Here is a 14,054-nt window from a genome sequence, read left to right on the forward strand (position 1 = left end):
AATCTTATCAGGACACTCGGACATGGAAATCAATAATCCCGAATCGATTTATGAGGTTGTCGTCAATGACGAGGCGCAGTATTCCATCTGGATGGCTGACAAGCCGCTGCCGCAGGGATGGCAAAAAATTGGCATGCAAGGCACGAAGAACCAGTGCCTGACCCACATCAGGGAAATCTGGACCGACATGCGCCCACGCTCTTTGCGCGAGCAAATGGACGCGGGGAACTGACAGCTTGCCAAGCGCCCGCTTGCTCCGAGCCGTATCAGCAGCTTGTGCCGTAAAGGTACCCGCCGCCGTTTCTCGCGCGGCGGGCATGGTCAATTTCAACCTTGGCACGTCGAAGCATTACCCGTCTATTCGCGAAGCCACGGAACGTAGTCCGAATAGGCGTCGGCTCATCCGGATTGGAAATCCAGGACCACGTCCGGAACCACGATGGTCGACAGATACGCAATCCGTCCGCCTTCGATTGCGCATGCTTGACATCATGAAAAACTTTCCGCTTGACATATATCTCATTCACTGGCGAACCAGCACAGTGGATGCGCCTTCCTGCCGCCCCCCGGGGACCCCGTGAAATGAGAACGGCAATCGCTCGACAAGGCGGTCTTCCCCGCTTCGCCGTGAAATTCGGCATCCTTATTGCTTCTCTAGGCGCTTTAGCGTTGGCTGCGGGCGCATTTTCAATAGCCCTAAGCTTGCCTGCGCTTGACGGCACGATACGCGCAACCGGCGTGCACGCCAATGTCGACATTGCACGCGATGCGCAGGGCATGCCGACGATATCCGGTGCTACGCGTGAAGACGTGGCCTATGCGACGGGCTTCCTGCACGCTCAGGAACGCTTTTTCCAGATGGATCTGCTCAGGCGGTCCGCTGCCGGAACGCTGGCAGCACTGATCGGCCCAGCGGCGCTCGGCATCGATCGCGATCGCCGGATATATGGATTCAACGTGCTCGCGAGCAAGGTGCTCGCGAACCTCCCTGCGGCCGACAAGGAACTCCTGGATCGCTACACGGCGGGCGTCAATGCTGGGCTCGCAGCACTTCCGGTGCGGCCATTCGAATACATCGTGTTACGCACCACGCCGCGGCCCTGGCGCGCGGAAGACAGCCTGTTGGTCATCTGGTCAATGTATTTCGAGCTACAGGAAAGTCAGTTGCACCGCGAGTTCGCCCTCGGGTGGCTGCGCGAGCATACGGGAGCCGCAGCACTGAAGACGCTGTTACCCAAATGCAGTGAGTGGGATGCGCCTCTAGACGCACCTTCCGTCACGTGCAATACGCAGACCGTGTATGGCACCGCGCCGGCCTGGCTCGGCGATTCGCCCTCGCAAGCACTTGCGGAGGTGCAGCTCGGCACGGGAATCGGCAGCAGCGCGTGGGCCTTGTCGGGGAAACGCACGGCCACCGGCAGTGCAATTGTCGCGAATGACATGCACCTTGGCCTCGGTCTCCCCAATATCTGGTACAGAGCCGCACTCGAATATCCATCACCGTCCGGCACGCCGCGACGGGTCGTCGGCGTTACGCTGCCGGGAGCGCCGGCCGTCGTTGCTGGCAGCAACGGCAAGGTTGCGTGGGGATTCACGAACAGTTATGGCGATTACCTTGATCTCGTGGAATTACAGTTCGACCCGCAGCACTCCGATCGCTATCGAACAGCAACCGGGTGGGCGCCGCTTCGATTCCGGGACGAGGAACTGCAAGTCAACGGCCGCCATGCAGAAACAATTCGCATCACCGAAACAGAAATGGGACCTGTCTGGAACGTAGGTGCCAAGCACTACGCCGTCAGATGGGTCGCGAAGGACAATGGCGCCGTCAACCTGGGCCTGCTCCGCATGGAGGCAGTCGCCAATGTTCCGGAGGCCTTGTCCATCGGCCAGTCGGCGGGTATCCCTGCACAGAATCTACTGGCTGGCGATACGGCGGGAAATATTGGCTGGACTGTCGCGGGCGCGATGCCGGATCGGCATCCGGTATCGGCCGACACGTTCCCCGACTCCGCCGACATCGGTGCCGGGGGATGGCGTGCCCTCCTTGCACCGCGCGAGCATCCATCCATCGTCAACCCGGCGTCAGGCCAGTTATGGTCAGCCAACTCCAGGCAACTCGCCGGCTCGGGCTACGGCACGATCGGCGACGGCGGCGCCGATCTGGGTGCGAGGGCGCGTCAGATTCGCGACGACCTCACGGCGCGACGCGAAATCGACGAAGCGGGTGCTTACGCTCCGGCTCTGGACGATCGAGCGCTGTTCATGTCGGCTTGGCGGGATCGCGCGTTGCGCGTCCTGGATGCGCAAGCGGTGGCCGGCCATCCTCAACGCGATGAATTCAGGAAGTTGCTGCTCGCGAGCTGGACTGGATGTGCCTGTGTCGACTCCGTCGCATACCTCCTGAGCCGGAGTTATTTATATGGTTTATATGGCGAGGTGTTTGGCGCAGCGGACCGGGATATGCAGAAACTGGACCCGAGCGCGAGCTTCGCCAAAGCAGTGCCACGGTGGCCGGTCGTCCTCGCGCATCTCGTCGACCAGCAACCGTCGGGCTGGCTGCCAAGGAATCGGCAGAGTTGGCATGACCTGGAACTCGCCGCGATAGATGATGCAATTTCCAAGCTGACGCAGCATTCTTCACGCCTGAAGGACTCGAGCTGGGGACGTAGAAACGAGGCTCGCATTGCGCATCCGTTCGTCAAGAGCCTGCCCTTTCTGTCACGATGGCTTGCGGCTCCAGCAGACCCACTGCCAGGTGACGGAAACATGCCTCGTGTTTCGGCCCCTTCCTTTGGTCAATCGGAGCGAATGGTGATGTCTCCCGGACATGAAGACCGGGCCATTTTCAATATGCCGGGGGGACAAAGCGGGAACCCCCTGAGTTCGTACTTCCTGGCAGGCCACTCGGCATGGGTCCTTGGGCAGAAGACGCCGCTGTTACCCGGACCCCAAGCCCATCTTCTTGTGCTGGCTCCAATGGAACGCTCCACTTCGCGCCCGGGAAACGGGCCAGTCAATCTTCATTGAATCCGATCGAACATGAAAATACGCACGCTCACCCCCCTCGACGCCGCGCGGTATCAGACCTTGCGTCTGGCCGCGTTGCAAACTGAAGCATCACATTTCGGAGCCAGCTATGAACAAGAAAGGATGTACTCAAAGGAAAGAATCGAGCAGCGGCTCGCGATTTCCCAGGATCGCTGCCTGTTTGGTGCATTTGACGACGATGAACATTGCCCAGATGGTCAACGCTTGATCGGCATGGTTGCGCTTAATCGCGACGACAGAAAGAAGTTTTCGCACAAGGGATCGCTCACCGCGATGTATGTCACACCTACCGCGAGGGGCAGGGGGATTGGTCGCGCACTCCTGACCCGCGCGATTGAAACGGCGCGCACGGTACCCGAGTTGCTTCAACTCGTCCTCACGGTAAACGCCGGCAACCACAAGGCCATTGCCTTGTATGCATCGCTTGGTTTTTCCGTATTTGGTCTGGAACCTTCCGGCATACAGGTGGATGGAATGTTCTACGACGAGCTATGGATGTATTTGCGGCTTCGACAATAATCGCTATCCCAAACAATTATTCTTATGGCTGCAGATTGGGATACCTGCTCCTACCATGACGGCCGGAATGATATCGAGCGGCGAGAAATAGTGCAGTTGCTCGAAGACCTTCAGCAGCACCAGCAAACCCAATCGCGGTCGCTCACCGCGCGTTGAGTAGCGAGCCCGTTCGAGTTAGTCGAGCAGTGGTGTGTAGCAGGCTTGCAATTCCCGGGGAGCCAGAACCTCGGGGAAGCGCGGGTATCCGATGCGTTCGAGGGTAGCCATGCGGATCGTCGGAGGGCCACTCACGCGACATACATCGCGACACTGACGAACTGGCACAGGCTCCCCGCCAGCACGAACAGATGCCAGATGCCGTGCCCGTGGCGAATGCGCTCGTCGTTGATGAAGAAGTAGATCCCCGCGCTGTAGATCAGGCCGCCGGCCACGAGCCACGCGGTGCCGACCGGCGGCAGCGCGTGGATCAGCGGACGCACCGCGACGAGCGCGAGCCAGCCCATCGCCACGTACAGGATCATCGACAGCAGGCGCGTGCGCCGCCCGAGCGTCAGCTCCTGCACGATCCCGAACACGGCCAGCCCCCAGCTCACGCCGAACAGCGACCAGCCCCACGGGCCGCGCAGCGTGACCAGCGTGAACGGCGTGTAGCTGCCGGCAATCAGCAGGTAGATCGCCGCGTGGTCGCACTTCTGCAGGATCGCTTTCAGGCGCGGATTGCGCACGCTGTGGTACAGCGTCGAAATCGCATAGAGCAGGATCAGCATCGCGCCGTACACGCTGAAGCTCACGACCTTGTACGGATCGCCTTCGAGCGCGCCCATCGTCACGAGCGCCACGAGACCCGCCACCGACAGCACCGCGCCGACGAGATGGGAAATGCTGTTGAAACGCTCACCGACATGCACGACGTGTTCTCCTGCGGGTCCATCGGGGAAAAAAAGAAGCCCCTATGATACCGGCGGCCGGCGTTCGCCGTGCTGCGCCCGGGCAAACGGCGACGCGCACCGCCGGCCCGCCCACGAAAAAAAACGCCGCGACATCCGTCGCGGCGCTTCTGTTTCGATGACAGGCCCGAATCGTCAGTTCATTTCGACGAACGGGTTCAGCAACACTTTCCCGCCCCCGACCCGTACCGCGCATTCTGACGCTCGCGGAAGAATGCCTCGTACGTCATCGGCTCGCGGTCCGGATGGGTCTCGCGCATGTGCGCGACGTAGGTGTCGTAGTCGGGCAAGCCGACCATCAGCCGCAACGCCTGCCCGAGGTAACGCCCCGCGCTGCGCAGGTCGCTGCCGAGATCGCTGAACATCGCGGCCTCCGGTTATCGGCCGCTGCCGAGCGCCTGCGCGGCCGGCATCGCTTCGTACGGCGTCTCGCGCACGGTCGGCTTCGACTCGCGACGCGCGCGCAGCACGGCGATCACGCCGTACACCGCGATGCTCACCACGACGAAGATGAACAGGCCCGCCAGCGCCGCATCGATGTAGTCGTTGAAGATGATCCGCTTCATCTGCGCGATCGACTTCGCCGGCGCGAGCACCTTGCCTTCGTCCACCGCGGCCTGCAGCTTCGCGGCGTGCGCGAGGAAGCTGACCTTCGGGTTCGCGTCGAAAATCTTCTGCCAGCCGGCGGTCAGCGTGCAGATCAGCAGCCATGCGGTCGGCACGATCGTCACCCATGCATAGCGCTCGCGCTTCATCTTGAACAGCACGACGGTGCCGAGCACCAGCGCGATCGCGGCGAGCATCTGGTTCGAGATGCCGAACAGCGGCCACAGCGTGTTGATGCCGCCGAGCGGATCGACCACGCCCTGGTACAGGAAGTAGCCCCACGCGGCCACGCACAGCGCGGTGGCGACCAGGTTCGCGGGCAGCGACTCGGTGCGCTTGAGCGCCGGGTGGAACGTGCCGAGCAGGTCCTGCAGCATGAAACGGCCCGCGCGCGTGCCGGCGTCGACGGCCGTCAGGATGAACAGCGCCTCGAACAGGATCGCGAAGTGATACCAGAACGCCATCATCGCTTCGCCGCCGATCACCTGATGCAGGATGTGCGCCATGCCGACGGCCAGCGTCGGCGCGCCGCCCGCGCGCGCGATGATCGTCGTTTCGCCGACGGCCTTCGCGGTCTGCGTCAGCATGTCGGGCGTCAGCACGAAGCCCCATTGCGTGACCGTGTTGGCCACCGCTTCCGGCGTCGAGCCGAGCACGGCGGCCGGTGCGTTCATCGCGAAGTAGATGCCCGGCTCGATCACGCACGCGGCGACCAGCGCCATGATCGCGACGAACGATTCCATCAGCATCGCGCCGTAACCGATGAAGCGCGCGTTGGTTTCGTTGTCGATCAGCTTCGGCGTCGTGCCCGACGAGATCAGTGCGTGGAAGCCCGACACGGCGCCGCACGCGATCGTGATGAACAGGAACGGGAACAGGTTGCCCGACCACACCGGGCCCGTGCCGTCGACGAACTTCGTCAGCGCGGGCATCTTCAGTTCCGGCGCGACGACCAGGATGCCGATCGCGAGGCCGAGGATCGTGCCGATCTTCAGGAACGTCGACAGGTAATCGCGCGGCGCGAGCAGCAGCCACACCGGCAGCACCGATGCGACGAAGCCGTAGCCGATCAGGATCCACGTGAGCTGCGTGCCCGTGAACGTGAACCACGCGGCGAGCGTCGGCGAATCGTGCACGTGCTGGCCGAACGCGATCGACGCCATCAGCAGCACGAAGCCGATGATCGACACTTCGCCGATGCGGCCCGGACGGATGTAGCGCGTATAGACGCCCATGAACAGCGCGATCGGAATCGTCGCGGCGACGGTGAACGTGCCCCACGGCGAATTGGTCAGCGCCTTCACGACGATCAGCGCGAGCACCGCGAGGATGATCACCATGATCAGGAACGCGCCGAACAGCGCGATCACGCCGGGCACGGTGCCGAGCTCCATCTTCACGAGGTCGCCGAGCGAGCGGCCGTCGCGGCGCGTCGAGATGAACAGCACGATGAAGTCCTGCACCGCGCCCGCGAACACGACGCCGGCCAGGATCCACAGCATGCCGGGCGTGTAGCCCATCTGCGCGGCGAGCACGGGCCCGACGAGCGGGCCGGCGCCGGCGATCGCGGCGAAGTGATGGCCGAACAGCACGTACTTGTTGGTCGGCACGTAGTCGAGGCCGTCGTTGTATTTGACGGCCGGCGTCATCCGCAGCCCGTCGAGCTGCATGACCTTGCTGGCGATGAAACGGCTGTAGAAGCGATACGCGATCAGATACACGCAGACTGCGGCGATCACGATCCAGAGGGCACTGACGCGCTCGCCGTGTGCGAGTGCGATCGTGCCGAACGCGAACGCGCCGAGTAGCGCGACCGCAATCCAGAGCAGGGTACTGGAAGCCCGATTCATGGCGTCTCCTGGTCTCCAATATGTTTTAGATGGCATGCGGCGAAGGCACCGCACACGCGTGACGTCGATGCGTCGTGCCACGGACTCGCAAAGGCCGCGGCGATGGGCCGTAGTATTCCGTGCGACGGGGGCAGCTTACAAGCGGACAACTACGTATGCACATCTACGTAGAATTACGTAGATGTGCGCGCAACGTTCGGGGGAAGCGTCGGGAATCGCGCCGGCCTGCCCGGCGCAGCACGATGCAAAACGGCCGGCAACAGAAGTGCCGGCCGCTGGAGTGAACCGCAGGATTCCCGCAATGCGCGCCGCCGTCCTCGCAGACGGCGCACCGCCACGGGAGGCGTTGCTATGACTGCCGCTCGGCCACCACGACCGGCTCTGCCCGGCTGTCGCGCGCGCCGCTGGCCGCCGCCGGCTTCTCCCAGAACGTCGCGTTCGCGATGCCGAGCGCCGCCGGATCGAACGACGGTTCGCGTCCCGCGCGCTTCTGCGCTTCGTAGTCGCGCAGCGCCTTGAGCGCCGGTTTCTGCAGCAGCAGGATCGCGACGATGTTGAGCCACGCCATCAACCCGACGCCGATGTCGCCCAGCGCCCACGCGACGCTCGCGCTCTTCACCGCACCGTACAGCGTCGCGAGCAGGATCACCGCGCGCAGCACGAACGTGCCGGCGGCGCTGCTGCGCGCGCGGCTCAGGTACGCCACGTTGGTTTCCGCGATGTAGTAGTACGCGAGGATCGTGGTGAACGCGAAGAAGAACAGCGCCATCGCGACGAACGCCGCGCCGAAGCCCGGCAGCACCGACTCGACGGCCATCTGCGTGTAGCCGGGGCCGGCCTCGATGCCGGCCGCGCCCGAGAACAGCGCGCGGCCGCCCGGCGCAACCACGTTGTACGCGCCGGTGATCAGGATCATGAAGCCCGTCGCCGAGCAGACGAACAGCGTATCGACGTAGACGGAGAACGCCTGCACGAGCCCCTGCTGCGCCGGGTGCGTCACTTCGGCGGCAGCCGACGCGTGCGGGCCGGTGCCCTGCCCCGCTTCGTTCGAATAGACGCCGCGCTTCACGCCCCACTGGATCGCCATGCCGAGCACCGCGCCGAAGCCGGCCTCGAAGCCGAACGCGCTTTCGAACACCAGCTTGACGACACCCGGTAGGCGCTCGATGTCGAGCGCGATCACGACGCACGCGATCAGGATGTAGCCGAGCGCCATGAACGGCACGACGATTTCCGCGACGCGCGCGATCCGCTTCACGCCGCCGAAGATGATGAGCCCGAGCAGCAGCACGAGCACCGCGCCCGTGACGGGCTTCGCGATGCCGAACGAATTCTCGATCGCGGACGAGATCCCGTTCGCCTGCACGCCCGGGAGCAGCAGCCCGCACGCGAGCACGGTGGCAATCGCGAACGCCACCGCATACCAGCGGATGCCGAGCCCCTTCTCGATGTAATACGCGGGGCCGCCGCGATACTGCCCTTCGCGCCGCACCTTGTAGATCTGCGACAGCGTCGATTCGACGAACGCGGTGCTCGCGCCGAGGAACGCGACGAGCCACATCCAGAACATCGCCCCGGGGCCACCGAACGTGATGGCCGTCGCGACGCCCGCGATGTTGCCGGTGCCGACGCGCCCCGACAGCGACATCGCCAGCGCCTGGAACGACGACACGCCCTCCGCCGACGCCTTGCTGCCGCGCATCAGGCGCAGCATCTCGACGAAATGGCGAACCTGCGCGAAGCGCGTGCGCAGCGAAAAGTACAGCCCCGCGGCAAGGCAGAGAAAGATGAGCGCGGGGCTCCAGATGACACCGTTGAGCGAATCGACGAGTTGTTCCATAGGGCGTTGCTGTTGAAGGCGAGAATGGCGCGTGGCGGAGAGTCGGATCCGTTACGCGGGCGCGCGGGCGTCACGACTGCAGACAGATCCGAATTTAACTTTCATTTATATTACATGCCTTACGATATGCTTCGTCATTGGGGTGTCCCCCAAGCGGCGCGTGACGAACCCGGGCGGCGTGGCAACGACGTGATCGGCAAGCGGGCTGCGCGCCGTGCGCCGGGCGCGTCGCATCTCCCGGCGCCGCATGGCCCCGCGCGCGAACGGCATTGATCCCCGGCCGCGCGCACCGTACAGTGTTCGCCTGCCTCCCACCGGAATTGCCATGCCGATCGGATTTCAGAAGATGAACGCGAACGGCGATGACTTCGTCATCGTCGACCTGCGCGGCCAGGATCACGATCGCGCGCACCGCATCGACCCCGCGCTGGTACGGCGCATGGGCGACCGGCGTGGCGGCATCGGCTTCAACCAGCTCGCGGTCGTGTCGGACTGCGACGACGCGGCGGCCCGCGTCGCGTTCTGGAACGCCGACGGCTCGGCGCTCGACACGTGCGGCAGCGCCACGCGCGGCGTCGCGTGGAAGCTGATGCAGGAAACCGGCATGACGTCGCTCGTGCTGCGCACGCCGCGCGGCTATCTCGTGTGTTCGGGCGACACCGACGGCCTGATCACCGTCGGGATGGGCACGCCGCTCACCGGCTGGCGGGACGTGCCGGTCGCCGACGCGCTCGACACGCTCGCGCTGCCGCTGCCCGGCGCGCCGGCCGCGTGCAGCATGGGCAATCCGCATTGCACGTTCTTCGTCGACGATCTGCGCACGATCGATGTCGCGGCGCTCGGCCCGGCCATCGAAACGCATCCGCTGTTTCCGCAGAAAACCAACGTGCATTTCGTCCAGGTCATCGATCGCACGCATATTCGCCTGCGCATCTGGGAGCGCGGCGGCGGCGTGCCGCTCGGCTCCGGATCGTGTGCGTGCGGCGCGGTGGTCAACGGCATCCGGCGCGGGCTGCTCGACGCGGCCGTGCGGGTCGAGTGCGACGGCGGCGACGTCACGGTGCGCTGGGACGGCGCCGGCAGCGCGTTCCTGACCGGGCCCGTGACGTTCGGCTTCAGCGGGGTGTGGCTGTGACGACCGACGACGCACAGACTTTCCGCGCGCTGCGCCCGCGCCTGCAGAAGATCGCGTACCGGATGCTCGGCTCGGTCGCGGACGCCGAAGACATCGTGCAGGACGTGTGGCTCCGCTGGCACGAAGCGGCGCGCGACGGCATCGAGAACAGCGAGGCATGGCTCGTCGCGGTCACGACCCGGACGTCGATCGACCGCCTGCGCGCGGCGAAGATCCGGCGCGAGCACTACACGGGCATCTGGCTGCCCGAGCCCGAGCTCGGCGAATCGCCGGCGACGCCCGAGGAAATGACGGAGCGCGCGAACGACGTCTCGGTCGCGTACCTGCTGCTGCTCGAACGCCTGACGCCGGAAGCGCGCGCCGCGTTCCTGCTGCGCGAAGTGTTCGATGCCGACTACGACGAGATCGCCGACGCGATCGGCAAATCCGAAGCCGCGTGCCGGCAACTCGTCAGCCGCGCGAAGGCCCAGCTGCGCGACGACGACCGGCCGCGCCACGTGGTGCCGCGCGAAACGCACCGGCGACTGCTGCAGACCTTTTCGCACGCGCTCGCGCAAGGCGATTTCCCGTCGATCCAGGCGCTGCTCGCCGAAGACGCGATGCTGATCGGCGACGGCGGCGGCAAGGTCCAGAGTTTCCCGAAACCGATGGTCGGCGGTCGCCGCATTGCACAACTGTTCTACGCGACGTGGCTGCGCTGCGGCGACGGCGTCGAAATGCGCCCGGTCGTGCTGAACGACGAATGGGCGATGCTGCGCTTCATCGCCGGGCAACTCGAATCCGCGATGGCGTTCGAGACGGACGGCGCGCGCATCGTCCGGATTCTCGTGCAGCGCAACCCCGACAAGCTCGCGCGCATCGCAGCCGCATGCGATGCCGGTTGACGCCTGACGATCGGCGATCGGCGGCCTGAAGCCCGACGCGCGCACCGTGTGCCGCCCGATGCGGCATTGGTGCAGCGCGCGCAACATGATGCGTCCCTTTGCGTGGCTACCGCGCGCTCCTAAGATGATTTCGCGCGGCGCCCTGCCGCCCCACGACACCCGCCGAGCGCGGGCTCGCCTCTTCGTCGCCAGGAGAAATCATGACGCAGCGTCTCAACTACATGCATCAATCGCCGGAGCTGTTCCGGCAGTTCCTCGAACTCAGCAACCTGCTGCGCACCAGCGCGATCGAGGAATCGATCCGCGATCTCGTGTCCGCGCGCGCGTCGCAGATCAACGGCTGCGCATTCTGCCTCGACATGCACGTGAAGGAGGCGCGCCTGCACGGCGAGCGCGAGTTGCGCCTGCACCATCTCGCGGCGTGGCGCGAGTCGACGCTGTTCTCGCCGCGCGAGCGGGCCGCGCTCGCGTGGACCGAAGTGCTGACGAAACTGCCCGAGCACGGCGTGCCGGACGACATCTACGATCGCGTACGCGGCCAGTTCTCCGAAAAGGAATTGTCGGATCTGACGTTCGAAGTGATGGCGATCAACGGCTGGAACCGCGCGAACGTCGCGTTCCGCACCGTGCCGGGTTCGGCCGACAAGGTCTACGGTCTCGACAAGGCGAACCTCGCCTGACGCGCCGGCAGCCGCCCTCCATCGCCGCCGGCTGCCCGCCGGCCGCCTCACTGGAATCCATCCGATGATTCGCTTCAAACCTGTCGTCGCGGCCGCGCTCGTCGCCGCGGCCGCCCACGCCGGCGCCGTCCACGCGGCGCCTTCCGCCATCGTCACGCCGCTGATGACGAAGCCGCTCGACGCGTACCCGGGCAAGGAAGCCGAGATGATCTCGGTCGAATACCCGCCCGGCGCGGTCGACCCCGTCCATCGTCACCACGCCGACGCGTTCGTCTATGTCGTGGAGGGCTCGATCGTGATGCAGGTGAAGGGCGGCGAGCCCGTCACGCTGAAGCCGGGCCAGACCTTCTACGAAGGCCCGGACGACCTGCACACGGTCGGACGCAACGCGAGCAGCACGAAACCCGCGAAGTTCATCGTGCTGCTGTTGAAGGACAAGGGAGCGCCCGTGTTCGTGCCGGAAAAATAACCGGCCTGCACCCCGCCGCGTCCCGTTTTTTTAAAAATGCGGCGGACGGTGTCACAGGCAGTAGCGCTGAAACGTCTAGTCGCATATGGACACCACGAATCCAGCGCCCATGTCAGACACTTCCATTCGCCGCCCCGATGCCGACGATCCATTTGCGCGCGGCTTCTCGACCTGCTACGCAGGTGTGGTCACCTTCCTGGCCGTCGTCACCGAGGGCAGCTTCGCCCGCGCGGCCGATCGCCTCGGCGTCGGCCGCTCGTCGGTCAGCCGCCACGTGCAACGGCTCGAGGACCGGCTCGACGCGCGCCTGTTCCAGCGCACGACGCGCAGCATGTCGCTGACGCGCGAAGGCGAGCTCTTCTACGAAAACTGCCGGCCGGGCATCGAACATCTGGCGCAGGCGCTCGAGGACATGCGCGAGCTGCGCAGCGGCCCGCCGAGCGGCCACCTGCGGATCGGCTCGACGCCCGGCTTCGGCCGCAAGATCATCGCGCCGCTGCTGCGCGATTTCCACGCGCAGTATCCGGACATCACGCTGGAGCTGCTGCTGAACGACCGGCCGGCCGATTTCTCCGCCGACCGCATCGACGTCGCGTTTCGCGACGGCCGCATGGAGGACAGCGCGATCGTCGCGCGCCGGTTGATTCCGATGCAGATGATCGTCTGCGCGTCGCCGTCGTACGCGCACCGGTACGGCCTGCCGCGTCACGTGGACGAGCTGGCGCAGCACCGCTGCATCAACCTGCGCACGGCGTCGGGCCGCGTGACGGAATGGGAATTCAAGGTCGACGGGCTCGCGCAGCAGCGCCAGCTCGCCGCACATCACACGTTCAACGACATGGACCTGGTCGTGCGCGCCGCGCTCGACGGGCTCGGCATCGCGCAACTGCCCGCGTACCAGGTGTGCGACCTGCTTGCCGACGGGCAACTGGTGAGCTGCCTCGGCCAGCACGCACCGGACGACGGCGGACACTATCTGTGCTACCTGAGCCGCAAGCATCTGCCGACGCGCATCCGCGTGTTCATCGACTACATGATCGACCAGACGCGGGCGCGCGACCTGCTGTGCCTGACGACGATGACGTCGATGGCGCCGCTGGAGGCAGTCGATTGATGCATTCGATGCAACATCATGAGGGCCTGCGGGGCCCTTCCGGGTTACGTGGCGCGTGCCTACGATACGGGCGGGTCGACGGCGCGCTCATCGTCGCGCGCGCCCTTCGGCAACGTGCCGGCAGCGTCGCGCCAGCGCGGCGCGTGCCGGCTTCGACAGATTCAGGGGGCGCGCTAATCGCGCCCCTACAAGGAGAACATTCGTGAAAATCGTCGTGATAGGTGGTACCGGCCTCATCGGCAGCAAAGTCGTCAGGAACCTGATCGCGCGCGGTCACGAAGCCGTTGCGGCGGCGCCGTCGACCGGCGTCGACACGATCACCGGCGCGGGGCTGGCCGACGCGCTCGCGGGCGCGGACGTCGTGGTCGACCTCGCGAACTCGCCGTCGTTCGAGGAAGCGGCCGTGAAGGCCTTCTTCGAGACGTCGGGACGCAACCTGTTCGCCGCGGAGCGTGCGGCCGGCGTGCGCCATCACGTCGCGCTGTCGGTGGTCGGCACCGACCGCCTGCAGCAAAGCGCGTATTTCCGCGGCAAGCTCATCCAGGAAGACCTGATCCGCGCGGCGGGCGTGCCGTACACGATCGTGCGCTCGACGCAGTTCTTCGAATTCGTCGGTGCGATCGCGCAGGCGAGCACCGAAGGCGACACCACGCGCCAGACCACCGCGTTCTTCCAGCCGATCGCGTCGGACGACGTCGCTGCCGCCGTCACCGATGTCGCCCTCGCCGCGCCGCGCAACGGCATCGCCGAAATCGGCGGCCCCGATCGTGTGCGGATCGCCGATCTGGTCGAACATTTCCTGCAGGTCACGCACGATCCGCGCACGGTGGTCAAGGACGCGGATGCCGATTACTTCGGCGCGATGCTGCAGGACGACACGCTCGTGCCCGGGCCGGGCGCCCGCCTCGGCACGACGACGTTCGACGCGTGGTTTCGCAACAGCCAGCCCGCGCGCTGAG

The 14,054-nt window shown here is 65.5% G+C and carries 13 protein-coding genes and 1 pseudogene; 9 read left to right on the forward strand and 5 right to left on the reverse strand.

Translation table 11 applies throughout. The features are described from left to right. The first annotated feature begins 22 nt into the window (after positions 1-22). From WJ16_RS32155 to WJ16_RS32165, 3 genes are all read left to right on the forward strand, one after another. Positions 23-232 carry an MbtH family protein gene (locus WJ16_RS32155; RefSeq protein WP_069260963.1) on the forward strand — a complete coding sequence of 70 codons (210 nt, stop codon included), beginning with the start codon at positions 23-25 and terminating at the stop codon, positions 230-232. A 350-nt stretch (positions 233-582) separates the two neighbouring features. Then, positions 583-3,030 (forward strand): penicillin acylase family protein, encoded by a 2,448-nt coding sequence (locus WJ16_RS32160; RefSeq protein ID WP_069260964.1) that lies wholly within the window; start codon positions 583-585, stop codon positions 3,028-3,030. 12 nt (positions 3,031-3,042) lie between these two features. Continuing rightward, positions 3,043-3,570, forward strand: a complete 528-nt coding sequence (locus WJ16_RS32165; RefSeq protein ID WP_069260965.1) for a GNAT family N-acetyltransferase — start codon at positions 3,043-3,045, stop codon at positions 3,568-3,570. 51 nt (positions 3,571-3,621) lie between these two features. Here the strand turns inward: WJ16_RS32165 and WJ16_RS35990 are convergent. The 5 genes and pseudogenes from WJ16_RS35990 to WJ16_RS32185 form a co-directional block, all read right to left on the reverse strand. Next, positions 3,622-3,837: pseudogene (locus tag WJ16_RS35990) on the reverse strand (DUF4158 domain-containing protein); the annotation flags it as partial. Between the two features lie 20 nt (positions 3,838-3,857). After that, on the reverse strand, positions 3,858-4,478 hold the full coding sequence (trhA, locus tag WJ16_RS32170; protein ID WP_069260966.1) for a PAQR family membrane homeostasis protein TrhA: 621 nt from the start codon (positions 4,476-4,478) through the stop codon (positions 3,858-3,860). Positions 4,479-4,675: 197 nt separating this feature from the next. Beyond that, a complete protein-coding gene (locus WJ16_RS32175) occupies positions 4,676-4,882 on the reverse strand; it encodes a YbdD/YjiX family protein (RefSeq protein WP_014900797.1) in 207 nt (68 codons plus the stop codon). A gap of 12 nt (positions 4,883-4,894) precedes the next feature. Further along, positions 4,895-6,973, reverse strand: a complete 2,079-nt coding sequence (locus WJ16_RS32180) for a carbon starvation CstA family protein (protein ID WP_069260967.1) — start codon at positions 6,971-6,973, stop codon at positions 4,895-4,897. Positions 6,974-7,322: 349 nt separating this feature from the next. After that, positions 7,323-8,813, reverse strand: coding sequence for an alanine/glycine:cation symporter family protein (locus tag WJ16_RS32185; RefSeq protein ID WP_069260968.1), 1,491 nt, complete (start codon positions 8,811-8,813; stop codon positions 7,323-7,325). A 325-nt stretch (positions 8,814-9,138) separates the two neighbouring features. Here WJ16_RS32185 and dapF point away from each other — a divergent pair, with 325 nt between their 5' ends. The 6 genes from dapF to WJ16_RS32215 all read left to right on the forward strand — a co-directional run bounded on the left by dapF (position 9,139) and on the right by WJ16_RS32215 (position 14,053). Beyond that, positions 9,139-9,948 (forward strand): diaminopimelate epimerase, encoded by an 810-nt coding sequence (dapF, locus tag WJ16_RS32190; RefSeq protein ID WP_069260969.1) that lies wholly within the window; start codon positions 9,139-9,141, stop codon positions 9,946-9,948. After that, positions 9,945-10,832: an RNA polymerase sigma-70 factor gene (locus WJ16_RS32195; protein ID WP_069260970.1), complete on the forward strand. Its 888-nt coding sequence runs from the start codon at positions 9,945-9,947 to the stop codon at positions 10,830-10,832. The genes dapF and WJ16_RS32195 overlap by 4 nt, the downstream gene beginning before the upstream one ends. A 200-nt stretch (positions 10,833-11,032) precedes the next feature. Further along, positions 11,033-11,512 carry a carboxymuconolactone decarboxylase family protein gene (locus WJ16_RS32200; protein ID WP_069260971.1) on the forward strand — a complete coding sequence of 160 codons (480 nt, stop codon included), beginning with the start codon at positions 11,033-11,035 and terminating at the stop codon, positions 11,510-11,512. Positions 11,513-11,576: 64 nt separating this feature from the next. Then, complete coding sequence (locus tag WJ16_RS32205) at positions 11,577-11,981, forward strand: cupin domain-containing protein (RefSeq protein ID WP_069260972.1); 405 nt, start codon at positions 11,577-11,579, stop codon at positions 11,979-11,981. 109 nt (positions 11,982-12,090) lie between these two features. Continuing rightward, on the forward strand, positions 12,091-13,095 hold the full coding sequence (locus tag WJ16_RS32210; protein ID WP_069260973.1) for a LysR family transcriptional regulator: 1,005 nt from the start codon (positions 12,091-12,093) through the stop codon (positions 13,093-13,095). A 202-nt stretch (positions 13,096-13,297) separates the two neighbouring features. Further along, complete coding sequence (locus WJ16_RS32215) at positions 13,298-14,053, forward strand: SDR family oxidoreductase (protein ID WP_069260974.1); 756 nt, start codon at positions 13,298-13,300, stop codon at positions 14,051-14,053. Position 14,054: the final 1 nt, after the last annotated feature.

It is taken from the genome of Burkholderia metallica, assembly GCF_001718555.1.
GTDB classification, from domain to species: domain Bacteria; phylum Pseudomonadota; class Gammaproteobacteria; order Burkholderiales; family Burkholderiaceae; genus Burkholderia; species Burkholderia metallica.

Bases quoted from the DNA above. Each gene is read 5' to 3' on its own strand.
- WJ16_RS32155 (WP_069260963.1), top strand. From the start codon at position 23: ATGGAAATCAATAATCCCGAATCGATTTATGAGGTTGTCGTCAATGAC.
- WJ16_RS32160 (WP_069260964.1), top strand. From the start codon at position 583: ATGAGAACGGCAATCGCTCGACAAGGCGGTCTTCCCCGCTTCGCCGTG.
- WJ16_RS32165 (WP_069260965.1), top strand. From the start codon at position 3,043: ATGAAAATACGCACGCTCACCCCCCTCGACGCCGCGCGGTATCAGACC.
- WJ16_RS32175 (WP_014900797.1), bottom strand. From the start codon at position 4,882: ATGTTCAGCGATCTCGGCAGCGACCTGCGCAGCGCGGGGCGTTACCTC.
- WJ16_RS32180 (WP_069260967.1), bottom strand. From the start codon at position 6,973: ATGAATCGGGCTTCCAGTACCCTGCTCTGGATTGCGGTCGCGCTACTC.
- WJ16_RS32185 (WP_069260968.1), bottom strand. From the start codon at position 8,813: ATGGAACAACTCGTCGATTCGCTCAACGGTGTCATCTGGAGCCCCGCG.
- dapF (WP_069260969.1), top strand. From the start codon at position 9,139: ATGCCGATCGGATTTCAGAAGATGAACGCGAACGGCGATGACTTCGTC.
- WJ16_RS32200 (WP_069260971.1), top strand. From the start codon at position 11,033: ATGACGCAGCGTCTCAACTACATGCATCAATCGCCGGAGCTGTTCCGG.
- WJ16_RS32205 (WP_069260972.1), top strand. From the start codon at position 11,577: ATGATTCGCTTCAAACCTGTCGTCGCGGCCGCGCTCGTCGCCGCGGCC.
- WJ16_RS32210 (WP_069260973.1), top strand. From the start codon at position 12,091: ATGTCAGACACTTCCATTCGCCGCCCCGATGCCGACGATCCATTTGCG.